Here is a 24,947-nt window from a genome sequence, read left to right as displayed (position 1 = left end):
TTTAATCCTAATTTAAAATCAAATTATCCTAGGTTTAAATGTAAAAAGAATAAAAAAGACAGCATCAGAATCCAAAACAACAAAAACAATGTAAGAATAACCAATGACAAAAATGGATATCCTAAATTAAAATTAGCAAAATTAGGATTAGTAAAATTTAAAACAAGCAAAGAATACAAAGATCTACTAAAAAAAGGAAGTGATTCCCATGACAATACCGTGAAAATACAGAATGCAACCATTAAAAAAGAAAACATGAAATACTACGCAATAATTAACGTCAAATGTATTCACACTCCTGTTGAAAAAAAGGGCAACCAACAAATAGGCATTGACATCGGATGCAAAAAACTAGCAGTTCTTTCCAACGAAAACGAGATAGCCAATCTAGATTTAACGAAAGAAACAGATAGAATCATCCACTACCAAAAAATAATGAGCACACATAAAAAAAACTCAAACAGATACCGCAGAGCAAAAAAACTATATAACAAATGGTGGGCAAAACTAAAAAACAAACAAAAAGACTATTACGATAAAAAATCACATCAAATCATCGAAAATAGTTCATTTATAGCAGTACAAAACGAAAACATCATATTCTGGAAACACAATCCGTACTTGAGTAGGAAAATACAATTAAACTCACCCAGAAAATTCATGGACAAAATCCAATACAAAGCACAATGGAACAATACTGACTTCGAAAAAATACCGGCCAATATTCCCACAACACAAAAATGCAGCAACTGTGGATACAAAAACACAAAACTAAAAGGCCCAAAGAACTTAAACAAAAGAAATTGGAAATGTCCCGAATGCGGCACATACCATGATCGTGATGTCAATGCAGCAATCAACATTCTTAACGAAGGATTAAAAAGATTTAGCCGTCGGTGCGCCGGTGCAGTAAAATTATCCTAAAAAATAAATACAAAATATTTTTTTTTTAGGTATGCGAATCCCCTCCGTCTTACTGAGGGGAGGTTCAAAAATCTCAACTTGAGGAAAAACAACGAAATGTTGGTAAAATTCTTGAAAATATCATATATCTGGAATTACTTAGAAATGATTGTAAAGTTACTGTAGGTTGTTTTAACGATTATGAAATTGATTTTGTTTGTAGAAAAAATAATAAGAAGTTCTATGTTCAGGTAGCTTATCATTTGGAAGATGATGATGTTATAGAACGTGAATTCAGGCCATTGATGTTAATAAAAGATAATTATCCCAAGTATGTTTTAAGTATGGATAAAGAAGATCATTCAATGGAAGGGATTGAGCATATTAACATCATTAAATTCCTAAGGGAATTTTTCTATTAAACTTCAAAAGAAAAGTTATTTAATATAATGATTTCATATATAAAAATGTATAGTTATTTTTTTAGGAGATATTTATGAATCATAGGAAAATACAAATGCCTCGTGAGGTTTACATAGGACCTGACGTCATCTATGAAACCGCTGAGATTTTGGAAGGTTTACACCTGTCAAAAAAGGCTTTAATTATCACAGGCCATCATACTTATGATGCCGGAGCTAAATATGCAGTTGAAAACCTTGAAGAGAATGATTATGAAGTTGATGTCAAAATTATTGATGATGCTTCATTTGAAAGTGTAAGTGAAGTGGAAGAATACATCGACTCCGACACGCTGGTCATTGGTGTTGGCGGAGGAAAAATAATTGACGTTGCAAAATATGCGTCTTTCAATAAGAATGTTTATTTTGTTTCCATGCCTACAACAGCTTCACACGACGGTATTGTATCTCCTTTAGCTTCAATAAAAAATCCTGACAGATCCACATCAGTTAAGGCAAATGCACCGATTGCACTTATCGGGGACAGTAACATCATTGCAAATTCCCCATTCAGACTATTGTCTGCAGGATGTGCCGATTTGATATCCAACTTCACTGCAGTCAAGGATTGGGAACTGGCTCATAGGCTGAAATTTGTTGAGTATAGTGAATCTGCGGCTTCACTATCAATAATGTCTGCTAAACTGATTACAAATAATATTCATAATATCAAACCGGGACTTGAAGAGAGTGCCCGGATTGTTATGAAGTCCTTATTCAGCAGCGGCACTGCAATCAGTATTGCAGGTTCCAGCAGGCCTGCCAGCGGATCTGAACACATGTTTTCACATTCTCTTGACAAGATACTTGAAAAACCTAAATTACATGGAGAACAGTGCGGTGTCGGAAGCATATTGATGATGGCGCTTTATGGTGATGACTGGAAATTCATAAGGGATTGTCTTAAAGCTGTCGGAGCACCGATAAACGCTAAGGAATTGGGAATTTCCGATGAGGATGTTATTGAAGCATTATTGATGGCTCATAAAATAAGACCTGACAGATATACTATTTTGGGAGATAACGGAATTTCAAAAGATGCCGCATATGAATTGGCATATAATACTGAGGTGATTTAGATGATTACATTGATTGGTAAGGATTTGGCAAGTGAAGGAACAGAATTTGTTTTCTTAGGTCCGGCTGAAGAATGTGAAAGTTGCAGATTCAAATCATCTTGTGTAGGCAGTCTGGAAGTAAACAGAAAATATGTGATTACTGATGTTAAGGATAATGAGCAAAAATGTCCGATTCATGCCGAAAATGCTGTAATTCCAGTTGAAGTTGAAAGAGCTGAAATTGAAGTGCTGACCACTTCCAAAAATATCTTTGAAGGATCAACTTTCACTTACAATGCTCCTGATTGTGATGATTATTGTGAATATCATGACTTGTGTTTCCCTGAAGGTTTAATCGAAAATGATAAATGTATTGTTTTAAAGAATCAAGGAAAACATAAGGAAGGCTGTAAAAAAGGATTAATTCTTAATAAACTTACTTTAGGCTTTGTTATTTAATTTTGGTGTTTGTCATGAAAAATGCTAGTAAAAATGATTCCAGTAAAAAGAACGCAGGATATAAGGCTGCCGAATATGTTGAAGATGGAATGGTTTTAGGATTAGGAACTGGTTCCACAACACATTATTTCATTGAAAAAGTTGGTATGAGAATGGCTGAAGAAGGAATTAAAGTAAAAGGAATCCCTACTTCATTCCAATCATTATTGCTTGCTAAAAAATGGAATATTCCAATAACTACCTTGGAAGAAAATGACATTGATTTATCTGTTGATGGGGCAGATGAAGTCGACGGTGACTTTAATCTCATTAAAGGCGGTGGAGCAGCCCACACTAAAGAAAAAATCGTAGACTATGCCGCAAAAGAGTTTATTGTAATTGTGGATGAGTCTAAAGTCGTTGAAAGTTTAGGAACTTTCCCAGTTCCGGTAGAAGTAATTCCTGACGCATCCCGTGTTGTCATCCAGGCTTTGGAGGATATGGGTGCTGAATGTGAAATCAGAATGGCCCAAAGAAAAGACGGTCCTGTCATAACTGATAACGGAAACTTTGTAATTGATGCCAAATTCGATGAGATTGAAAGTCCAGCACATTTGGAAATTGATTTGAACTCTATTCCAGGGGTTGTTGAAAACGGAATATTCTCACAAATGGTTGATCGTGTAATTGTAGGAACATCTGAAGGTACAAAAGAGCTATAGGGTGATTCGATGCCTATTCCTGGTTTGGATGAATATACGATAAGAAGCTATCTTAACAAATTTTTACTTCTTTTGGGAATTGTGATTATTATATATGCTATCTTATGGATATTGGCTGAGTTAAAGTTAATTCCAGTGATTTTATTTGCAATTTTCCCACAAATAGTCTTGCTATTGATTGGAATATTCATTGTATATATTGCATTATCAAAAAGAAAGTCCTATTAATGACTTTTTTTAATTTCTTCTTTTATTTCATCGATATATTCGTCATCGTATTTGTCGAGAAACTTTAAACATATTTCTTTACCATCCAAATCTGAATTTTGCCAGAAATATTCTTCAAATTTTGTGTAATCTAATATATTCATGTGATATTTTTCATAGTAATGTAAAGGATGACTGTTTATAAAATCAATCCCTTCATCAGTTATTTCATTGTTTTTTATGAAATTGTTTTCATCCAGAAACCTTTTCAATATTTTAAAGTCAATACTGTAATTGCTTTTGCTCATAAACATTGCATATTCAAAGTCTATTTTTTCGTTAATCATTTTCAGAAATTTATATGCGATGTATCTAATGTCTTCGGAAATATTCAAATTATTGTTGAATTGGTCAATGGAGCTGATTAGTGTATTTTTAACATCATCAGGATTATAACTTAAGTTTATTCCACAGTAATGACAATATCTGTCATGATCATCAACAGGCATTTCACAATAAGGACATTTTTCATCATGGGTAATCAGCCTTGGCTCTTCGGGAACATTGAAAAGGTATGCCAATCTTATTAATAGTGATTCGTTTAAAATCATTCCGGCTTCATATTCTTCTTTCAGTTGATTTCTAATCTGCAATGCTTGGTTGTGTGTGATGTGTGCATCATCAATCAATGTTTCTATATAAGGAGACAATTCATCTTCACTTCCAATTACCTCTTCAAGGCTATATTCTATTAAAGGAAGATTTTCTTCCAAATCAACTAAAATCTCAAGTATTTCTTCCTGGTTATTCACATAAACATTTTTGATATTCTTGAAGTAGTCTTCATTCAGTTTAGATCTGCTTTCTATGCAATCATACCTTAGTATATCGTCATTTAACGGCAAGCTATATGCTATTGTACATTTTTCGCTGTCCAATAGATGTATGCTGGCACAGATATTTAAATCGTAGTAATGGGTTGACAGTTCCTCTTCGTTTTCTATTTCATTATTTGTCAGCACATGCTCTCCAGGAACAATAAATTCAATGGCACTGGCGACTATATTATCATTGATTTTTTTTGCAAAGCCATATTTAATCAATAATTCCACAATATGTCTTGTAGGTTCTATTATGCTTGGTTTATTATGTTCTTTCATTGTTTTTTCAAGCTCTTCCAAAAACAGGCCATTGCCTCGAAATTCCGGCAATATGTAAATGTTATTCATTGCAGCTGTCATAAATTCTCTTGAAAAGTCATATGAGCAGAAGCCAACAACCTTATTTTCAAAAACTAATTCTTTAAATAAATTGCATTTTTCACTTTTAAGTATAAAATCTTCTTTTTTAATTGAATTAATGATATATGGATATGTTTCTTCTAAAAGAGGAATTATATCTATAGTGCTTTCTGTCAGATATACTTTTTGTGTGTTATTTTCTCTGATTAGATAATTTGTTTTTTCCATATAATCACTTAATCTTATTTTAAAACTTGTTATATTTAAATTATTCTATTTATTATTTAGTTTTAACTAAAAATTAGCTTTAAATTTAGTTATTCCTTAATATAATGAATTTTTAAGGTTTACAAAAAAATAAAAAAAGAAGTGAATGGTATTTCATTCACTTATGCGGTAATTTTTATGGTGTTTGCTATATTGCATCCGTTATAACTTGAGGTTATAATGTATTCTCCAGCCATTAAGTTAATGTTTAGAGCAGCAGTTCCATTACCGTCTGTAGTTCTGTCGTAGAATACTCCGTTAATGTTGAATGTAACATTCTGACCTGAATATGGATTTCCTTGACCGTCAACTAATGTTGCTTTGAATTGGGTTCCGTCTTTGTAGGTCATGTTAATGTTTGTTGCATTTAATATTGGTTTTACGGTAATGTTGTTTGCTACATTACATCCACCATACATTGCAGTGATTATGTAATCTCCTGCTTGTAGGTTGATATTTAATTTGGCGTATCCGGATTCGTTGGTTAGTCTTTCATACATTACACCGTTGATGTTAAATGTAACGGTTTCGTTTGCACCAACAGGATTACCTTCATCATCCAATACTTTTACAACGTATTGTGAATCATTTTTGAAGTATTTGACTAAATCATTGTTTTCAGTGATTTTTGGAAGAACTGTGATGGTATTGGATGCAGTTTCACCGTTTTCAGGGTGGGTTGCAGTAATAATGTAAGTTCCTTGAGCTAAATTAATGTTTAATCTTGCAGTACCATTTTCATTAACTTTACGTTGATACATTACACCGTTAATGTTAAATTTTACTTCGGTTCCGTTAGCTAAAGGATTTCCCTGACCATCAACAAAGGTAGCGTAGTATTGAGTGCCGTTTTTGAAGATTTTAGTAATGTCTTTTCCAGAAATAGTACTTAAAACAGTTATTTTGGAATTAACTTTTGCTGGGTCATAGCTGCCGTTACCATCATAGTAAACAGCAACATCATATTCTCCGCTTCTTAAGTTAATGTTCATGTTAACAGTACCATTTTCGTCTGTTGTACGGGTGTTGTTTACACCATTGAGTGTAATGATTACACTTTGGTTAGCAATTCCGGTTCCGTTTGAAGTTAATGTTACTTTAAATTTAGTGCCGTTTTTGAAATACATTTCAATTTCCGGAGCTTCTAAATCAACTGCAATAGGACTGTTGACTGCAATTGTTGCTTGTTCGGTTTTTTTACCTAATTTGTCATTTCCATAAAAGTCAACGACAACAGTATAGTTTCCATTAGGTAAAATTGTACTAACACTAGCAGTTCCGTTTTCATCAGTGACTGCAGTCAATATTTCGCCATTGATTGCAAAGATTAAAGTTTCATTAGCTTGTTCTATTCCACTGTTATCTTTTAAAATAGCACTGTATGTGATTTTAGTAGAATTGCTGGTTAAATCTTCTGCAATGATTGTTGCAGGAGGTAAGTATGCACCGTCACTGTATGTTCCTTGAACTTTAGATGCTCCTTGGTATTGGTCATCCGCAAATGCAATGTATGTTACGAATGTTGGTGGGAATGGTAAGAAGTCTAAATTATAAGTATTTGGACCGATAGTTACATTGTAGTATCCTCCACCAAGTAAAAGACCGATTCTGCTCTGAATCATGGTGTTGTTAAAGATGTATTCGTTTCCAGATCCGTATGCAGTAATTGAAGCGATTTTTGCGTTCATGATGGTGTTGTTGTAAACCATATGTCCTCTTGAATGCATGAGATAAATTCCTTCTTTTGCACCGTTGATTGTATTATTGAATATGATGACGTTTGGTCCGGTTCCGTGTCTTACGTCAATACCGTGGTTTACTACATTTGAAATTGTGTTGTTTGCAATTATGTTTCTAGGTGAACCGAAGTTAATCATACCGTTTGTGTATTGGTCATGAATCTTGTTGTTTGTAATGACTGAATCACCTGAGTATTGCATGAATATACCGAATGATGCACCTTCAATTTCACATCCAGTTATTGTTAAGTTGGTACTTGCATCAGCGTAAATTCCTGCGGTCTTATATTCTTCAGTTGTCGCACCTACAGTTGCAGTGTTGTATCCAGGGAATCTGGCTATGATGTTTAAGTCGGAAATAACAACATTTGTGTTGTTTAATGTGTATAATACAGCATAATATGTAACTGCATATCCTCCTTCACTGCTTTGGTTTCTTACTCTTTCAGGCACATTTTCCTTGTTGAGGCTATCATATCCGATTAATGTTGCACCGTTACCGATTATTTTGATGTTTTTATCTGTGTAGATGGAAATGTTTTCATATACTGCATTTTCAGCAAAGCTTAAAGTGTCTCCATCTGCCATTGAGTCGATAATTGATTGTATTTCGGTTGAACTTGCATCAGCAGAAACATTGTATGTAGTTCCTGTTGGAGCTAAGATGGTGTTATAATCAATTACAATTTCTTTTGGAGTTGGAATATTTGTTATATTTGAATATGTTTCGTTGGTTGAACTGGAATCAGTATAAACTCCAATATCATTGGTTGCACTTTGATAATCTGATTGTGCAGTTGCTACATAGTAGACGAATGTTGGTGGGAATGGCAAGTTATCTAATTGGAATTTGTTTTCCCCAATAGTAATATCAGAGTATCCTCCACCTAATAATACACCAATTCTTGATTTGTACATTGTATTGTCATATACGTTAACATCTGATGATCCGTAACAGGTTATTGAACTGATTGAACAGTTAATAAGTGTGTTTTGGGTTGCAGTATGGCCTTTGGAGTGCATGAGATAAATTCCTTCTTTTGAGCCGATTACTGTGTTGTTAATTACCTGTACATTTGGTCCGGTTCCGTGTCTTACGTCAATACCATGGTTTTTAGCGTTGATTACGGTATTGTTGGTAATTAAAGTTCTTGCAGAACCGAAATTTAAAAATCCTGTGGTTTTCTGGTTTTCAATCAAGTTGTTGGAGACAGTTCCATCAGGAGAACTTGTCATGTAAATACCCCATGATGAACCTTCGATTGTGTTGTTGTCAACTTTTACTCCTTTTGCTTGACTGATGTATAATGCTGCGTTGGAGTAGATTGAATCATCAAGACCTACAATTTTCAATCCGCTCATTACGATATTTTCCGCATTCAATAGGTATACAGTTGCAAAGTTTGTAACAGCATATCCTCCTTCAGCGGTGGTTGCTCTAACTTTTTCAGGGATATTTGTATTATTGACACCTGGGGAGGAGTATCCGATTAAGGTTGCACCGTTTCCGTTGATTGTGATGCTTTTGTCAATATATATACAAATATCTGTATATGTTCCTTCTTCAAAATTTAATGTATCTCCGTCAGACATGCCATTAATAGTGTCTTGTATGGTCGTACTGTTTGAACCAGCACTGATTGTCTGTTGGGAAGATGTTTGAATATTGTCATTTTCGCTTATGGCAAGCACATCATCTGATGAAGAGCTGTTATCTAATACATCTTCAGCAAATACCATGCTTGAGCTCAAAAGGACAATAAAAACTAAAAATATTGATAAAATTATTTTTTTAGTATTCATATTATTCCTCGATTTGAATATTATTAAATGTAAAAAATATTATTTCGATATACATTTAATGTTATATTGTTTATACATGTTTATTTAAATAAATTATCATAACTATGTTATATTTCAGTATTTTTTAAAATAAGGTAAGCATATCTTTTATTTTGATTGTATTATTACAAAACTTTATATTACATAACGATTAATAAAATTAAGTGTAAATCAGTCATATTGTTATGATTTAAAATACATATCGAGAGTAGATTTTACATGATTACAAAAAAATTTAATATTGTATTTAATGTGCTTATTATATTTTTATTTGCTTTATGCTTAATTTCTACTGTTTCAGCTAGTGATGAGAGTGTTATTAGTAATTTTGACAATGGAACGAATTATATTATAACTTCTGACTTGTCCAATGATGAAATTCAGACAATGATTTCCGGTGCTACTAATGGAGATGCATTTGAATTCATATCCGAAAGTTATGATAATATATCATTAGTCATCGACAAACAGTTGAAAATATTTTCAAATAAAAATAGTACAATAAATGTCAGTCCTTCCGTCAATGAAAAGGCAGGCATTGACAATACTTTCGGATTCTATTTTACTCAAAACAGTTCAGGCAGTATCCTATCAGGATTTAATATAATTGCTGCCGGCGCTGATTATGCTGTCATTTTAGATAAATCATCTAATACTATTGTTGAAAACAACACTGTATCTCAGGCAGTAAACAATATTTTGGTTAAAAACTCAGATAATGTGCAGATAAACTACAATTATGTTCATGATGCCCTTTTAAACAGTATTCAGGTGCAGGATATAAGAAATATCTCTATATTCAATAATACTATAGGAAACAATGGAAGATCAGGAATTGAAACATCAAACATGTATTCCTCTAACATCTGGTGGAATGAAGTCTTTTTCAATTCATTCAACGGAATTTCCATGTACAACAGGTCTTCCAACAATAATGTTACCTATAATCATGTTTACGAGAATACTAATGGTATCTATATGGATGCACAGTCAAGCGGCGACAAATTCATGTATAATACATTGGAATTCAACCGTATGGATCCAGATTCTGAATTGGGTGGTTTTGAAACAGGAAACGGTTTCTTATTCGGAGAAGAATATGAAACTGTCAACAAAGAAAAACCTGACATTTCATATAATGCTTTAATGCATAATGAAAACTTCCAGGCTAAAAACAACCCATCAAAAGAACAGTTCAAGCTAGGTCCTAATTATTTTGATTCAAATGATGATGTCCATACATTTATATGTCCGATGCTTCTTGCAAAGATATTAACCATGGATTTCACATCCATATCAAACGGTATTGGTATTCAGATTTATGAAGACGGCGAACCTGTTAATGATTTCGCATTCTTTGACCAAAAGATTTCTGTCGACGGTAAGGAATACAGTGTAAAGATTCAAAACGGTAAAGGAGTAGTTGAAACTGATTCAAGTCAAAGTCATGAAGTTGAAATAAAGCATGGTGAAAAAGTACCTGATTACCGTAAGGAAACTGTAGAAAAGTATTCTCCATCTTCCAGCGATAACGGAGGTTCTTCATCAGGTTCAAATTCTAATGGTGAAAGTGGATCTGGATCTGGCTCCGGCTCATCATCAGGTTCAGGTTCCAACAGCGGTTCATCAAATTCAACTGATGGTTCAAATGATGGACAGGGGGGCTCCTCTTCAAATAGCGGTAGCGATACTTCCAATACCAATAGTAATTCCACTACCGTATCTAATAATCAGGGCAATATCATTGCCAATTACGGAACCAACAGTTCCAATGTCATGTCTGAATCCAGTTCCCAGTTAGGTGAACAGGAACAGTCACGAGGTCAGGAAAATGCTGCTGAATCAGGCAGTGTTGAGTCTGGTGATTCATCTTCTCCAGGGGATTCTGAAAATGATGGAAAAGCCTATGATTTATCTCAGGTAAGTAAAAAAGCAAATCCATTACAGGACAATTCAATTGTTATTGTATTGGCGCTTCTATTTATCGTTGCAGTATTTTTATATGGATATAGACGTAAAAATGAGTTCGATTAAAATTAACTCTTTTTTCTTATTTTTTTATACTAGTTTTTATAAATCAATTATCAATGTCATCTAAAAAAATTATTCTAAATTCAAACAAGCATTTTGAAATAATTGATATCACATCCATGATTAATCGGGAGATAGATATCGATTCGGGTATTGTTAATATTTTCTCCAGGCATTCCACCTCAGCTATTGTTGTCAATGAAAATGAAAGCGGACTTCTGGATGATTTGGAAGTGATGCTGAATGATTTGGTCTCAGATAAATATTCATGGAAGCATGACCGTATAGATAGCAATGCAAAATCTCATCTGAAATCATTTTTGCTGTCTTCAAGTGAAACATTGCCAATTTCTGGGGGAAAACTGGACCTGGGAACCTGGCAGTCAGTATTTTTCATAGAACTTGACGGGCCTAGAAAAAACAGAACAGTCAGCTTAAAATTCATCAGTGATTAAAATGAAAAAATGGTTGATAATTTTAATACTTGTCATTGTAATCATTGCAATAGCAATACTTTTAACTAATCTGCCGTTTGATATTTCACATAATACAAATGTCAGCTATGAACAGATAGATGTACAGATGAAAAAGACATGGTATTAAAAAAATAAATGGTATGGTTATTAAAAAGAGTGATTACTCTTTGTTAATAAATTCAATTTCAAATGCAACAACCGGATATTCTAATGTGAAGTTTGTAATGACTTCAGGTGAAATTTCACCAAAGAATCCTTTAATGAATCCGTTTTCAGCTTCTCCAGTCACATCAGCAGCTCTTCCTTCAATAAATGATGGATTTTCACTGTCAGCTATTTCCATTGAATAGCCTAAATTTGAAAGAACGCTTGTTACAATTGATTTGATTTCAGTGAAGTTTGCAGTTGAGTGACAACTTAACGCAGCTAATTTTTTAGAAGTTCTGACCTTATTTTCTCTGGATTCGTCCATATATAAAACGTCACCAATTTCAAATATCTTTTGAGGCAGGTCTTCGTGCTTGTTGTCTTCTAAAAATTCCATTAAACTGTTGATTAGACTTGTACGAATCATGGTTCTGTCAATTGTGATCGGTCTTGCTACCTGAACGTGATCCTCTTCAGCCTGTTTCATGAATTCGTAATGTGATTCCTCATTGGTTAACATCAAGCTCATTACTTCCTGGAAGCCTAAACCGACCATGACTTCACGGATTGTTCCTTCAGCCTTAAACCAGTCATTTTCATATGCAACGGTATTGATATCAGGCAATTCAGCTTCAATTGAGTTGATTCTGTATTGTACAGCAATGTTTTCCACGATATCCACTTCATGTAAAATATCTACTCTGTATGCTGGAACATAAACTTTCAGTTCATTGTCATTTAATATTTCGGCATCAAACCTTGCTTTGAATAACAATTCCTTAATGTCTTTAGCATTTAGGTTAATTCCACCAATAAGTTCATTTGCAGTGTCTACATGAACGTTAATTTCTTGTGGAGTTAAATCGGGACTGACAATGGTTTTGTCGGAATATTTAACCTCCATGCTTTTTATTTTTCCTCCAACTTCCGCAAATGAACAGCAGATAATGTTCAATGCCTGGTTAACTGCTCGCTCATCAGTACCTGTTACATCAACAATGATGTTTTTAGTGTCTTCCTTGATTTTTGTTAGCTCACCGTTGATGATCGGTGGCATTGAAAGGATATTGTCATCACAGTCTAAAATCAATGGGTATTTTTCAAAGTCTTCAATCAGATGAGCGTAATCTTTACCTTTGTCATGTTCAGTTAAGATTTGATCTGGAGTCATTGGAGTATCTTTTTCAAGAGGAATGAATGCATTTTCCTCTTTTGGAGTTGCAATGTATTTGAATGGAGCTTTTACAACATCTGCATTGTGGATACCTATAGCCACTTTTTTTCTGTCCCTACCGATTACCCAGTGGAGATTTTCCTGGAAATCCATTATGTATTTGAGTTTGTCTCCGGTAAAATCGACATCATCAATTTTTGCAAAAGCAATGTATGGTCTGATTTCAGCCACATCATTTTCTACAATAACGCTTTCTCCGGAGGATGTGATTTCATATTTTGGAATACCAATTTCCTGACCAATAAAACCTTTAAAAGATCTGGCTACTCCTTCAACAGACAAGTTGTCCGGACGGTTAGGGAAGAATTCCACTTTGATTTCTTCATCATCAAAGTCCTCAATGTCGCTGGACATCATAGGCAATGTGTCTATTAATTCATCTTTTTCCATATCTATTCCTAAATCTTTTAAATCCTGGTATTTGAATGTAATAACTGGCATTTAATATACTCCATTAATTTTAATATTTACAGTCCATAAATTAAAATGAAAAATACTGATTCAATTAAAAAATGCAAAGCTCTGTGTTCCAATTCGCCCATATGGCCAATTAAGAACGTGTGGCTTACATCTATTATAAAATGAATTGTGGCTGCTAATATACCTACGGTCGGTGATAGGAATACAATTGACAAGACAATAAAGTGAAATGCCGCTTCCATCAATTCGTGGACTACCCATGTCTTTAAAGGGGAATTGTCTACGGAATGATAGATTAAACCACCTAATATGATGTAAAAGTTATTCAATACTTTCCACATCAGTTGTGTGTGCAGTATATCGCTTAAAGCTAAAACAATTGCAACGTAAAACCATAGTAAGTGCATTATTTAACAGTCCTTTAAAAATTTATAATATAATTATCTATGATTATTAAATATAATATATTTATCTATTGATTTGTAATTTTTGTTCCGTGTTTGAAATTCTATCATCATTTATAAAAATTATATTCTCATGTTAATATTGCTTTAATGCGGTAATTTTCACTTGATTTGTAAAAATTTCCTTTATTCATTTTTTATATTAAAAAAGAAATGTTTATATATTAATTTATTTAATATTAACACATTTAATAATTAATTGTTTGAGGTGAAAAATATATGAAAAATAAACTTGTTGATTCCTCACTTCCTAATAAATACGATACTGAAGATAAGATTTTCAGCATTTGTGATAATGAAATTGAAGAATTCACGGAATTTCTAACAAATATTAAAGATATTGCCGAATTGCTGCCTAAAAGATATCTTTCACAGGATTTCAGGGATCTAAATATTGATCATGCATATCTTCTAAAAAACGGTGATGTTGTTCATATTGAACATCACACAAACATAACAGAGGATTTGATGCGCAGAAATTTCCAGTATCAGACTGTGCTGCATGCTGCTACAAAAAAACTGGTATATCCATTCATATTCAACACTGGACATATACCAGAATTCAAAGTGGATTATGCAAGTCCGACATCAGTGTATAATCCTACATGGATTAACTCAAAAGAAAAAGAGCAATCAGTAAAACTAAATAATATAAAATACAAAATACAAAACAATCAAGTAATTAATGCATATGATGCATTAGACATAATTTGGATGCCAACATACCGATCAAACCAGAATAAAGAAAACATCATCATTGAATTAATTGAAATATATAATAATCTAATTATTGATGAGGATTTGTTGAAAATATTAAGAAAATGTTTAATTTTATGGTCAGGAAAACATCTAACTACTGAAAAGAACATTAAAAAAGCTATGAGAGGTTTAAAAATGACAAAAAAAGAAGTTGAAGTTACAAGTCAGGATATTATTAATGCTAGAATTGATGGAATGTTATGTCGTGCAGAAGAGGTGGGAAGAAAAGAAGGTAGAGAAGAAGGAAGAAAAGAAGGTAGAGAAGAAGGAAGAGAAGAAAATAAGCTTGAAACTGCTAGAAATATGGTGAATAAAGGGTTTGCGACGGATGATATTGTTGAAATCACTGGATTACCTAGATTAAGTGTGTTAAATATTAAATAATCCTTAGTGGTTATTTAATATTTCTTTTGTTTAACTAGGGTGTCATCTTTTTTAGTTTCACTAATTTCTTAAGGTATGTTATAAAGAGGTTTAACATGACAAAAAAAGAGGTGAAGTTACAAGTCAAGATATATTAAATGCTAGAATCGATGGTATGATATGTCGTGCGGAAGAAGCAGGACGAAAAGATGGAATAAAAGAAGGCATACAAATTGGTAGGGAAGAAGGAAGGCAAGTAGGATTTGTGGAATGTAAACTTGAAATTGCTAAAAATATGGTGCGTAAAGGATTTGCAAATGATGAAATTGCTGAAATCACAGAATTACCTATAAAAAGTATACTAAACATTAAATAATCCTAAAGTGGATTATTTAATATTTTTGTTTAAAAACCATGTTTCATCAGGATTAATATCACCAAAATGCTTTTTAAACAGCTCTTGTCTGTGTTTAAACATTTTTTCAAATTCGGGATTTTCATTTTTCAGCTTATTGTGATATGTCAGGGTCACACGATTCAGATATTCGTTGAATTCCTCTTTTTCTTTTTCATTCAAGCAGTTGAAGATATCTACATCCTTTAGTTTAATGAATTCAAATTCACGACCTTTGTCTGTTAAATATATGAGTAAAATCCTTTTATCCGTTTCAGATTTTACCTTTTTCACATATCCTTTCTGTTCTAACTTGTTGAGTGTTTCATTAAGAGATGTTACTCTGATGTCCATTATCTCAGCCAGATCCTTTGTTGATATTCCATCTTTTTTTTGTAAAATCATCAAGATTCTGCCCTGACCTTTAGTTATTGTCTTTTTATTGCATCGTTTATTGTTTATATCCATCATATGGCTTAATCTGAATAGCTTGAGATATAACAATTCGTTGTTCATATTATATTCTCCTTATTTTGTGTATTTAGTGTATTGTAATAATATCCTTTTTTGGCAATCAGTTCTTCATGGTTTCCGGATTCTATTATCTCACCATTTTCAATAACTATAATCTTATCCGCATTCTTGATGGTGGATAACCTGTGTGCTATAATGAAGCTGGTTCTGTTTTCCATAAGCCTGTCCATTGCCTTTTGAATCAGTTTTTCGGTTCTTGTATCGACGCTTGATGTTGCTTCATCCAGAATCAATATCTTTTTGGAAGACAGTATTGTTCTAGCTATTGTTAGGAGCTGTTTTTGTCCGTGGGAAATGTTGTCAACATCCTCATTTAAAAGGCTGTCGTATCCGTCAGGTAATTGCTTAATGAAGTTATCAGCATAAACTTGGCTTGCCGCTTCCATAACTTCCTCATCAGTTGCATCCAGTTTTCCGTAACGGATATTGTTTGCAATGGTGTCTGAAAACAGCCAGGAATCCTGCAGAACCATTCCGATAAGTGATCTTATTGAGTGTTTATCGTATTCTTCTATGTTTACTCCATCAATTTTTATTTCTCCCCCATCAATATCATAGAATCTCATTAGCAGTTTGACTATTGTGGTTTTTCCTGCTCCTGTTTCTCCGACAATCGCTATCTTTTCACCTTTTTTGACATTGAATGATAGGTTTTTAATGATCTTTTCATTTGGAGTGTACCCGAAGCTGACATTTTCAAAGGTAATTTCCTTTTCAATATCTGTGATTTGTCTGTCTGATGGGTTTTCCTCATCATCAAGTTCCAGAAATTCAAATATCCTTTCAGTAGCCGCCATTGCTGTTTGAACAAGACTCATCACTCTTGTGATTTGCTGGATTGGTCTTGTAAAGTTTTCAATGTATTGGAAGAATGCTAAAATGTCTCCAACAGCTATTGCTTTTTCAAGCACGAATATTGCTCCAAGAACTGCAATAAGAACATATGCAAAATTTGAAATGAAGTTCATTGCAGGACCTGTAAGGCTTGAGAAGAACTGTGATTTCCATTCCTGTGTGTACCATTCATCGTTGTCCTGTTCGAATTTTTCAATTGATTTTTCCTCCTGGTTGAATGCGCGTATGATGTCATGACCTGTAAATGTCTCTTCGATTTGCGCATTCAGACTGCCTTTAAAGACAAGTTGTTTAAGGAAATAGCTTTGGGAATATCTTGTAACGAGAATTATCATTAAAAATGATACTGGCACGAGAATTATTGTTGCAAGCGTCATCCATACATTGATGTAGAGCATCATTACAAAAACGCCTATGATTGTTATTATTGCGGTCAGCATCTGAAGGAAAGCCTGTGTAATTCCATTTTGGAGTGAATCGACATCGTTGGTAATCCTTGATAATATGTCTCCCCTTTTGTTTTCATCAACATTGTCCATTGAAAGTGATGTGATCTTTTCCATTATCCTTGATCTTAAGTTATAGCTGATGTCTGTTGAAATGTCAATTAATACATAGCTTTGAAGGTATGAAAACACTGAACTTATGATATAAAGGACTACAACCACACTTAAATAGAATAATAAGGAATTGAAGTCTATTGTTCCTGTGTTATTCATAATTCTGTTGATTCCATCAAATATTGTGGTTGTTGCAAGACCAATCAATAATGGTGAAATGACGCTGAACACAGTTGAAACAATACCGAACACTACTGTGAGCACTATTTTCAGTTTATAGTCTTTCAATAGGAATAATATATTTTTTATTGCTTTTCTGTTGTCTGTTGCCTTTTCAGGAGGTTTTCTTCTTGCCGGTGGCGGGCTCATAATGTCACCTCCATGCTGTCGATTTGTGAAGATACTATCTCGTGATATACATCACACGTTTCATTCAGCTCGTCATGTGTTCCCCTATCAATTATCTCACCGTTGTCCATTACGATAATTTCATCAGCATCCTTTATTGTTGAAATCCTTTGGGATACAATCAATATGGATGAGTCCTCTGACAGTGAGTACAGGTTGTCTTTCACTTTTGCTTCCGTGTTCATGTCAAGTGCTGAAAAGCAGTCATCAAACAGATAAAAGCTGTGCTTTCCAATTATTCCTCTGGCTATTGACAGTCTTTGTTTCTGTCCTCCTGAGAAATTTGACGCTTCCTGTGAAACTTTGTCATATATCGAATCAATGAAATCGACTTGTGCCAATTTTAATGCATCCTCAATTTCGCTGTCACTCGCATCATCCTTTCCTGTAAGCATGTTTGATTTGACAGTTCCCTGGAAAAGAATTGCTTTTTGTGGCGTAAAGCTGATTTTATCCCTCAGCGCTTTTAGAGTGTAGTCTTTAATGTTTCTGCCGTTAATCAGGATTTCTCCTGAAGTCGGATCCTGCAGCCTTGGAATCAGGTTGAGGATTGTGGATTTTCCGCTTCCTGTTCCTCCTATGATTGCTGTGGTTTTTCCCGGCTCCAATTTAAAATTGATGTCTTTTAATGTTTCTTTTTCACTTCTAGGGTATTTGTATGAAACGTTTTTGAATTCCAAACTGGGTTTATCACTAATTTCTGTTAGTTCACCGTCGGTAATTGTGATTTCAGTGTTTAGAACTTCCGCAACACGTCTTCCGGAAACAATGATTCTTGGAAGCATGATTAAAAATCCGCCCATCATGATAAAGGACGTTACAATCTGTGTTGAATATTGGATGAATGCGATAATGTCTCCTGTTAAAATTGATGAGCTGAGGGCATTGTATGCTCCGAAATAGAGTATCAAAACAATCATTACATTCATAATTAAACTCATTGACGGTATCAGAATGAAAATTCTTCTGTAAACATATAAGTTAACGTCAACAAATTCCCGATTTATCTTTTCGAATTTTTCCTGTTCTACTTTCTGCTTTACAAATGCTTTTATAACTGGAATTCCAAGAAGGATTTCTCTTGAAGTCCTGTTCATCTTGTCGATTATTTCCTGCGTTACCTTAAAGTACGGCAACACTCTTGTAATTATTATAAGCAATAGTGATGCGACCACTATGAATGTGATTAGAATAATCCATGACAGGTCGGTTCCAAGCTCAAATGCTTTAATTACACTTCCTATTCCAAGAATTGGTGCAAATAACAGTGTTGTCAATACCATGCCGATAACACTTTGAATCTGATTGATATCATTTGTTGTACGGGTGATGAGTGATGACCTGGATATGTCATTGAGTTCATGGTTTGAAAACTTGAGAACTTTCCTGTAAACTATCTTTCTTAAGTCTTTTGCATACCCTGAGGATATTCTGCTTGAAAAGTATGATAAAAAAACTGCAGCCAGAACTGAAATTCCAACCATTGCCAACATCATCATACCTGTATTCATTATATAGTCAATATCTGCATTTTGAATACCGATATTTACAATATTTGCGGTGTATGAAGGTAATGTAAGGTTACAGTATGCCTGAATTATCAGAAAGATTATTACCATTATTATTTGTGGAATTTTGCTTTTAAGCGGTCTTAAGATATTTCTCATAGGTACCTCCAAATTATTTTTTATAGGTACCTATTAGACTTTTATCATATATAAATGTTTTGAATATTAAATTGAATATTTTTATAAACAATAAATTATAAAACTAATAATATTATTTTTATCTATAATTAGGAGAAAATTTATGTCAAACCAAGAAATTCCTAAAGACTATGATTTCAAAAAAGAAAAGGTTTGGGAGAAGAAATGGGAAGATGAAGAAATCTACAAATACCTTGGAGATGGCTCTCGTCCCAGATATGTAATCGATACTCCCCCTCCATACCCAACAGGCTCAATTCACTTGGGTCACGTATTGAATTGGGTTTACATTGATATGAACGCAAGATACAGAAGACTGAAAGGCAATGATGTATTGTTCACCCAGGGATGGGACTGCCACGGTCTTCCAACTGAAGTAAAGGTTGAAGAAACTCACGGAATCAAGAAAAATGATGTTTCACGTGCAAAATTCAGAGAATATTGTGTTGATTTAACTACTGATAACATTGCTAAAATGAAAGCTCAGATGCAGGCAATGGGTTATTCACAGGATTGGAGTCGTGAATTCGTAACAATGACTCCTGAATACATGAAAAAGACCCAGTATTCATTCTTAAAAATGTATGAAGAAGGATTGATTTATCAGGGAATTCACCCGGTAAACTGGTGTCCTCGTTGTGAGACAGCTATTGCTTTTGCAGAAGTTGAATATTCGGATAACACAACATTTTTGAACTATGTCAACTTCCCTCCTGCAGTTGAAGATTCATATGAAGATATAGTATCATCACAGGCATCAGGAAAACAGGCTGACCCTTCAGATGAAGGTATCCTTATTGCAACCACCCGTCCTGAATTGATGTCTGCATGTGTTGCTGTTGTAATTCACCCTGAAGATGAAAGATACACTCACCTTTTAGGAAAATATGTTGAAGTACCGTTATCACATCAGAAAGTAAAAATCATTGCAGATGAAGAAGTAGATCCTGAATTTGGTACAGGTGCAGTAATGATTTGTACATTTGGGGATAAAACTGACGTAAGCTGGGTTCAAAAATACGACTTGGAAATCATCAATGCAATCGATGAAACCGGAACATTAACTGCAGCTGCTGGAAGATATGAAGGAATGGACTTGCAGACCTGTAAAAAACAAACCATAGAAGACTTGGACAGTGAAGGATATCTGTTAAAACAGGAACAGGTAGACCAAAATGTCGGACAGTGCTGGAGATGTAAAACTCCTATTGAAATTCTCGTTAAAAAACAATGGTTTGTAGCTGTAAGGGATTTGATTGAAAAAACCAAAGTCGCAGCCGATGAAATGAAATGGGTGCCTGAACACATGAAATCCCGTATGATAAACTGGGCAGATTCAATGGAATGGGACTGGTGTATCTCAAGACAAAGAATATTTGCAACTCCAATCCCAGTATGGTACTGTAAAGACTGCGGAGCTGTAATTCTACCTGAAGTTGAAGACTTACCAATTGATCCAACTCAAGACAAACCTAAACATGCCTGCGAATGCGGATGTGAAGAATTCATCCCTGAAGAAGATGTCCTAGACACTTGGATGGACTCATCAATTTCACCGTTGTCCATTGCAGGATGGCCAAATGAGGATTACGTCAATCATTTCCCATCAAATATCCGTCCGCAGGGACATGACATTATCCGTACATGGGCATTTTATACAACACTCAGATGTCTTGCTTTAACTGGCAAAAAACCATTCGATGATATCGTAATCAATGGTATGGTATTCGGTGAAGACGGAAACAAAATGAGTAAATCAAGACCTGAGTTTGTAGTCGGACCTGAAGAGGTAATTGAAAAATATGGTGCTGACTCCTTAAGAACCTGGGCAGCAAACAGCGTTCCTGGATCTGATGTAATATTCGACTGGAAAGACATCAAGCACGGATACAGATTCCTAAGAAAATTCTGGAATGCATTCAGATTTATCAGCATGCAGATATTCGATGAGGAAGTATTATATGATGAAGTTAAAGATAATTTGGGACCTCTTGATTTATGGATTTTATCCAAATTAAACAGCCTAAACATTAAAGTGGATAACGCATTTGCAGAATATAACTTCGCAGATACAATCACATCAATAGAAAGATTCTTCTGGCACGATTTCTGTGACGAATATATTGAAGCAGTAAAATACAGACTATACAGTGATGTCAGTGATGAATCAAGACGTGCGGCCAAATATACTTTAAGGACTGTTGTGGAAACTTCACTTAAACTATTGGCTCCAATCGCACCGTTCTTTACAGAAGAAGTCTATCAGTACTTTGATGATGAATCAATACACACCACTTCCTGGCCTGAAGTTAACAGCAAACTCATAAGTGAAGAATTTGAAACTAAAGGAGATACTACTATTGATTTAATAGATGAAGTAAGAAGATTCAAATCCGCTTCTAAAATACCTTTAAATGCTGAACTTGCAGAAGTTAATGTCTACACCACAGATGATGAGTTAATAAGCATCTTTGAAGACTTTGCTGATGATATTGAAGGTACCTTAAAAATCAAAGATTTAGCTATCAAATCAGGAAAACCGGAAGTTCACGAAAAAATCATCGAAGTGGAACCTGACATGTCTCAAATCGGACCTAAATTCAAAGGGGACGCAGGTAAAATCATAGGTTATCTAAAATCAACTCCTTTGGATGAAATTGATTCAATATTGGCTGAAAATCATGAACTGGCTATCGGTGAACTGGTAGTAAGTGAAGATATGTTGAATATTAAAAAAGAGATTGTGGGAGCATCAGGTAAAAAAGTAGATATCTTGCAATCTGAAAACTTAGATATGATTTTAGAAGTAATCAGATAGGTTACTTCTTATTGTTTTTCTTTTTTTGAATTCCTAATTGAAATAAACATTAAATTATGAATTTATTGTATTTCTCATCCCACTTATAATTTTTAATTGCTATTTTTTCTAGATTCAAACAATATTCTAATGTTGTTATTTTTTTCTAAAGTCATTGTAATATTGCTTTTAAACGTAAAAAAAGTTTAAATAAGTATTATAATAAAACAAGTTATAGGGTGAGATTAAACATACATTTTAATGTATGTGGTGATGTGTTAGTGAAAAGCATTTTTGAAAACCTTTCACTTTGTTGTTGTTAATGATTCACATGAGCCTATTTTAATTAATATAATCTCACCCTATTCATCTAATGGTTTATCCATTAGACTTAAATGTTGAATTTTGGTATATATTTTGACATCAATTAAGATGTCAATTAGTTTTTATGATTATTTACATATTTAAAGCTTGTTGAGCTCACTGATAAATATTGTTCTGACTGATAAATATTGTCCTCACTCATAACAAAAAGTATTTATATGGGTTTTTCAATCTCTTTAATTACCTTTGCAGGCACGCCAACGGCCATTGAATTGTCCGGTATGTCCCGATTAACGACTGCTCCGGCACCTATTATAACATTATTTCCGATGGTCACACCAGGCAGCACTGAAACATTTGCACCAATCCAGACGTCATTTCCAATTTTAATTTCACTTGCCTGTGCAAGTCTTTTTCTTCTTCCGTTCGGATTGATCGGATGGCCTACTGTGGTTATTGTCGTGCCAGGTCCGATCATCACGTCATTTCCGATATATACTTCCTTGACATCTAAGATTGTCACATTGTAGTTTGCAACGAAATTGTTTCCGATAAAGATGTTTTTTCCATTGTCGCAGTTAAATCCTCTTTCAATTCCTGAATTTTCACCAATGCTTCCAAGCATTTCTTTTAAAAAATTGTATTTTGCTTGTCTGTCTGTTTCATCAATATTATTGTATATCTGACAGTTTTTGACTGCATTAAGTTTCAAATCAGCTACTTCCTCATCATCAAAACAGTATTCAAGTCCGGCTCTTAGTTTTTCAATTTCTTTCATGTATTATAATTATCCAATTATCTACTTAAATGGATTGTAATATTATTTATACGATAACTGTCATATTATATAATGTAGAATTCATGGAGGTCTTTCATTGAAAAAATACATAATGTTTCTAATAATAATTTTAATATTATTCTGTATTCCAATTAGCTTTGCTAATGATAATGTCACTTCATTGGATTCACAATCTGTTGATGCTGATAATCAGATATCAAATAACATTTATTTTGATGCTTCATCATTGAATGATGGTAATGGAACTCAGAATTCACCATATAAGTTCTTATCTGCAGATAAACTTGTTGATGGTTCTGTAGTTTATTTTGCCGATGGTGAGTATAATTTGGATCAATCCATAACTATTCAAAACATTACCCTTATTGGACAATCAAAAAATATGACTGTTATTAATGGTTTGGGCAATTCTTTAGTGTCTGAGGGATTTCTATCAATATCCTCTTTGACATTAAATAATCTGTCAATAAAGAATAATGCTAAGCTGTATGCCTTTAATTCTATTTTCGAGAATAATTTCGGAGATTATGGTGGTGCAGTTAATGTTGGAAATTATGCTTCACTTACAGATATAGATAATTCCACTTTCATTAATAATCATGCAACTTATGCTGGTGGTGCGGTTTATGTCGCTAGTGCATCCAAGGTAATTATTCATAATACAAACTTCTATAATAACACAGCTATTGAATTAGGTGGTTCAGTATATTCAAATTGTTCCAAGTTAAACGTTTCTTATTCACTATTCAAGGATTCAAAAGCATCATATGGTGGTGCTATTTATGATAATGGCTCTATTTCATATTTGACTAATGTTGTTGCAATAAATAACTCAGCAACATATGCTGGTGGTGCCGTTTATAAAAATAGTGGTTTGCTTGAAGTTGATTCATCATATTTTGCATATAATTCTGCAGATTATGGTGGTGCCATATTCACTGGAATTTCTGCTTCATTGGTTGTGAAAAACTCTTATTTTATTTCAAATAAAGCCAATTATGGTGAAGCTATATTCTCTATTTCAAACAAACAGAATGAAATAATTCATGACTATTTCACCGGCAGCATTTTCGGCGAACATTCATTCATTCTGATAGATAATTGCCTTAAAACTATTGGCAGTTATGTGCATTTTGAAATAATTGAAGTCAACATCTTAAAAGAAGTTTATAATTTCTTTTCACTGGATAAATTTATTCCGGGCCAGATTAATGATTTCTTCAAGTTTCTAATGGATATTTCGATGAATAAGTCAAAATTTAATATGCGGTCGTCGGGTCTGAATGATGATTTCAAGCTCAACATAATTGATTATAATATTCAACTGGATTGTGATGGAAATTATCAATTTATCCTATGTTACGGGAAAACTAGCTTATTTGCTGAGCTAATTGATTTGAAGGCGTTATCTTTCAATTTTTCAGTGAATGATTTGAATCTGTTCGTGAAGGATACTTTAAATTTCAATGATTTTGAAAATGTCATTTCTATTAATTCATATTCCTTAAATCAAAGCATGGATTTTGCAGATGTCTGTGAAATGCCATATCTGGTTAATTTTGATGTTGGGGATAATTGTGCAAATATTGAAAATTCATTTTTCAATTTTTTCATTGATTTCAATTATCATTCAGTTTCATTGAAAACGTCAATTATGGAATTTAATTTCGATTTTAATAATTATTCATTCAGTATTGTTTGTAACAATGCTGTTTCAACTGTTGAAATTCCATTTTTTGCAAATGGATTTCATCCTTTCAAATTTTCTATTGTATGATTTTTTCATACACTTTTTTTT

21 protein-coding genes are annotated in these 24,947 nt (G+C 33.6%); 13 read left to right on the top strand and 8 right to left on the bottom strand.

Annotated features, from left to right (window positions below; genetic code table 11):
• The 6 genes from IJQ68_RS08060 to IJQ68_RS08035 all read left to right on the top strand — a co-directional run.
• Positions 1 to 924, top strand: a 924-nt coding sequence (locus tag IJQ68_RS08060) for a transposase (protein ID WP_292799026.1), incomplete at its 5' end; no start/stop codon positions are given.
• 242 nt (positions 925 to 1,166) lie between these two features.
• Positions 1,167 to 1,325: a hypothetical protein gene (locus IJQ68_RS08055; protein WP_292799024.1), complete on the top strand. Its 159-nt coding sequence runs from the start codon at positions 1,167 to 1,169 to the stop codon at positions 1,323 to 1,325.
• Between the two features lie 74 nt (positions 1,326 to 1,399).
• Positions 1,400 to 2,443 carry an NAD(P)-dependent glycerol-1-phosphate dehydrogenase gene (locus IJQ68_RS08050; RefSeq protein WP_292799022.1) on the top strand — a complete coding sequence of 348 codons (1,044 nt, stop codon included), beginning with the start codon at positions 1,400 to 1,402 and terminating at the stop codon, positions 2,441 to 2,443.
• Positions 2,444 to 2,881 carry a UPF0179 family protein gene (locus IJQ68_RS08045; protein ID WP_292799020.1) on the top strand — a complete coding sequence of 146 codons (438 nt, stop codon included), beginning with the start codon at positions 2,444 to 2,446 and terminating at the stop codon, positions 2,879 to 2,881.
• A gap of 14 nt (positions 2,882 to 2,895) precedes the next feature.
• Positions 2,896 to 3,582 carry a ribose-5-phosphate isomerase RpiA gene (rpiA, locus tag IJQ68_RS08040; RefSeq protein WP_292799018.1) on the top strand — a complete coding sequence of 229 codons (687 nt, stop codon included), beginning with the start codon at positions 2,896 to 2,898 and terminating at the stop codon, positions 3,580 to 3,582.
• A gap of 9 nt (positions 3,583 to 3,591) precedes the next feature.
• On the top strand, positions 3,592 to 3,810 hold the full coding sequence (locus tag IJQ68_RS08035) for a hypothetical protein (protein WP_292799016.1): 219 nt from the start codon (positions 3,592 to 3,594) through the stop codon (positions 3,808 to 3,810).
• On the opposite strand, the gene IJQ68_RS08030 is transcribed toward IJQ68_RS08035, so the two are convergent.
• Positions 3,807 to 5,258 carry a hypothetical protein gene (locus IJQ68_RS08030; protein WP_292799014.1) on the bottom strand — a complete coding sequence of 484 codons (1,452 nt, stop codon included), beginning with the start codon at positions 5,256 to 5,258 and terminating at the stop codon, positions 3,807 to 3,809. The two genes, IJQ68_RS08035 and IJQ68_RS08030, sit on opposite strands and share 4 nt — an antisense overlap.
• Before the next feature lie 161 nt (positions 5,259 to 5,419).
• Positions 5,420 to 8,839 carry a nitrous oxide reductase family maturation protein NosD gene (locus tag IJQ68_RS08025; protein WP_292799012.1) on the bottom strand — a complete coding sequence of 1,140 codons (3,420 nt, stop codon included), beginning with the start codon at positions 8,837 to 8,839 and terminating at the stop codon, positions 5,420 to 5,422.
• Between the two features lie 258 nt (positions 8,840 to 9,097).
• Here IJQ68_RS08025 and IJQ68_RS08020 point away from each other — a divergent pair, with 258 nt between their 5' ends.
• From IJQ68_RS08020 to IJQ68_RS08010, 3 genes are read left to right on the top strand one after another with little or no spacing between them, the layout of a single operon-like run.
• A complete protein-coding gene (locus IJQ68_RS08020) occupies positions 9,098 to 10,912 on the top strand; it encodes a right-handed parallel beta-helix repeat-containing protein (RefSeq protein WP_292799010.1) in 1,815 nt (604 codons plus the stop codon).
• A gap of 53 nt (positions 10,913 to 10,965) precedes the next feature.
• Positions 10,966 to 11,364: a secondary thiamine-phosphate synthase enzyme YjbQ gene (locus IJQ68_RS08015; RefSeq protein ID WP_292799008.1), complete on the top strand. Its 399-nt coding sequence runs from the start codon at positions 10,966 to 10,968 to the stop codon at positions 11,362 to 11,364.
• Position 11,365: 1 nt separating this feature from the next.
• Positions 11,366 to 11,512: a hypothetical protein gene (locus IJQ68_RS08010; RefSeq protein ID WP_292799006.1), complete on the top strand. Its 147-nt coding sequence runs from the start codon at positions 11,366 to 11,368 to the stop codon at positions 11,510 to 11,512.
• A 33-nt stretch (positions 11,513 to 11,545) separates the two neighbouring features.
• Here IJQ68_RS08010 and pheT read toward each other — a convergent pair whose 3' ends face one another.
• Both pheT and IJQ68_RS08000 read right to left on the bottom strand, forming a co-directional pair.
• Positions 11,546 to 13,207 carry a phenylalanine--tRNA ligase subunit beta gene (gene pheT, locus IJQ68_RS08005; RefSeq protein ID WP_292799004.1) on the bottom strand — a complete coding sequence of 554 codons (1,662 nt, stop codon included), beginning with the start codon at positions 13,205 to 13,207 and terminating at the stop codon, positions 11,546 to 11,548.
• Between the two features lie 26 nt (positions 13,208 to 13,233).
• Complete coding sequence (locus IJQ68_RS08000) at positions 13,234 to 13,593, bottom strand: hypothetical protein (RefSeq protein ID WP_292799002.1); 360 nt, start codon at positions 13,591 to 13,593, stop codon at positions 13,234 to 13,236.
• Between the two features lie 276 nt (positions 13,594 to 13,869).
• Here IJQ68_RS08000 and IJQ68_RS07995 point away from each other — a divergent pair, with 276 nt between their 5' ends.
• Positions 13,870 to 14,793: a hypothetical protein gene (locus IJQ68_RS07995; protein WP_292799000.1), complete on the top strand. Its 924-nt coding sequence runs from the start codon at positions 13,870 to 13,872 to the stop codon at positions 14,791 to 14,793.
• A gap of 154 nt (positions 14,794 to 14,947) precedes the next feature.
• Positions 14,948 to 15,148: a hypothetical protein gene (locus tag IJQ68_RS07990; protein WP_292798998.1), complete on the top strand. Its 201-nt coding sequence runs from the start codon at positions 14,948 to 14,950 to the stop codon at positions 15,146 to 15,148.
• 12 nt (positions 15,149 to 15,160) lie between these two features.
• On the opposite strand, the gene IJQ68_RS07985 is transcribed toward IJQ68_RS07990, so the two are convergent.
• From IJQ68_RS07985 to IJQ68_RS07975, 3 genes are read right to left on the bottom strand one after another with little or no spacing between them, the layout of a single operon-like run.
• Positions 15,161 to 15,682, bottom strand: a complete 522-nt coding sequence (locus IJQ68_RS07985; RefSeq protein WP_292798996.1) for a MarR family winged helix-turn-helix transcriptional regulator — start codon at positions 15,680 to 15,682, stop codon at positions 15,161 to 15,163.
• Positions 15,679 to 17,484, bottom strand: a complete 1,806-nt coding sequence (locus IJQ68_RS07980; RefSeq protein ID WP_292798994.1) for an ABC transporter ATP-binding protein — start codon at positions 17,482 to 17,484, stop codon at positions 15,679 to 15,681. Before IJQ68_RS07980 ends, IJQ68_RS07985 begins: the two co-directional genes overlap by 4 nt.
• Positions 17,481 to 19,190, bottom strand: a complete 1,710-nt coding sequence (locus tag IJQ68_RS07975) for an ABC transporter ATP-binding protein (protein WP_292798992.1) — start codon at positions 19,188 to 19,190, stop codon at positions 17,481 to 17,483. The genes IJQ68_RS07980 and IJQ68_RS07975 overlap by 4 nt, the downstream gene beginning before the upstream one ends.
• A 142-nt stretch (positions 19,191 to 19,332) precedes the next feature.
• Here IJQ68_RS07975 and IJQ68_RS07970 point away from each other — a divergent pair, with 142 nt between their 5' ends.
• Positions 19,333 to 22,047, top strand: a complete 2,715-nt coding sequence (locus IJQ68_RS07970; RefSeq protein ID WP_292798990.1) for a valine--tRNA ligase — start codon at positions 19,333 to 19,335, stop codon at positions 22,045 to 22,047.
• A gap of 517 nt (positions 22,048 to 22,564) precedes the next feature.
• On the opposite strand, the gene IJQ68_RS07965 is transcribed toward IJQ68_RS07970, so the two are convergent.
• Complete coding sequence (locus tag IJQ68_RS07965) at positions 22,565 to 23,128, bottom strand: sugar O-acetyltransferase (RefSeq protein ID WP_292798988.1); 564 nt, start codon at positions 23,126 to 23,128, stop codon at positions 22,565 to 22,567.
• A gap of 97 nt (positions 23,129 to 23,225) precedes the next feature.
• Here IJQ68_RS07965 and IJQ68_RS07960 point away from each other — a divergent pair, with 97 nt between their 5' ends.
• Positions 23,226 to 24,926 (top strand): hypothetical protein, encoded by a 1,701-nt coding sequence (locus tag IJQ68_RS07960; RefSeq protein ID WP_292798986.1) that lies wholly within the window; start codon positions 23,226 to 23,228, stop codon positions 24,924 to 24,926.
• Positions 24,927 to 24,947: the final 21 nt, after the last annotated feature.

The organism is Methanobrevibacter sp., assembly GCF_017447225.1.
GTDB lineage: Archaea > Methanobacteriota > Methanobacteria > Methanobacteriales > Methanobacteriaceae > Methanocatella.
This window is presented reverse-complemented; position numbering and strand designations above follow the sequence as displayed.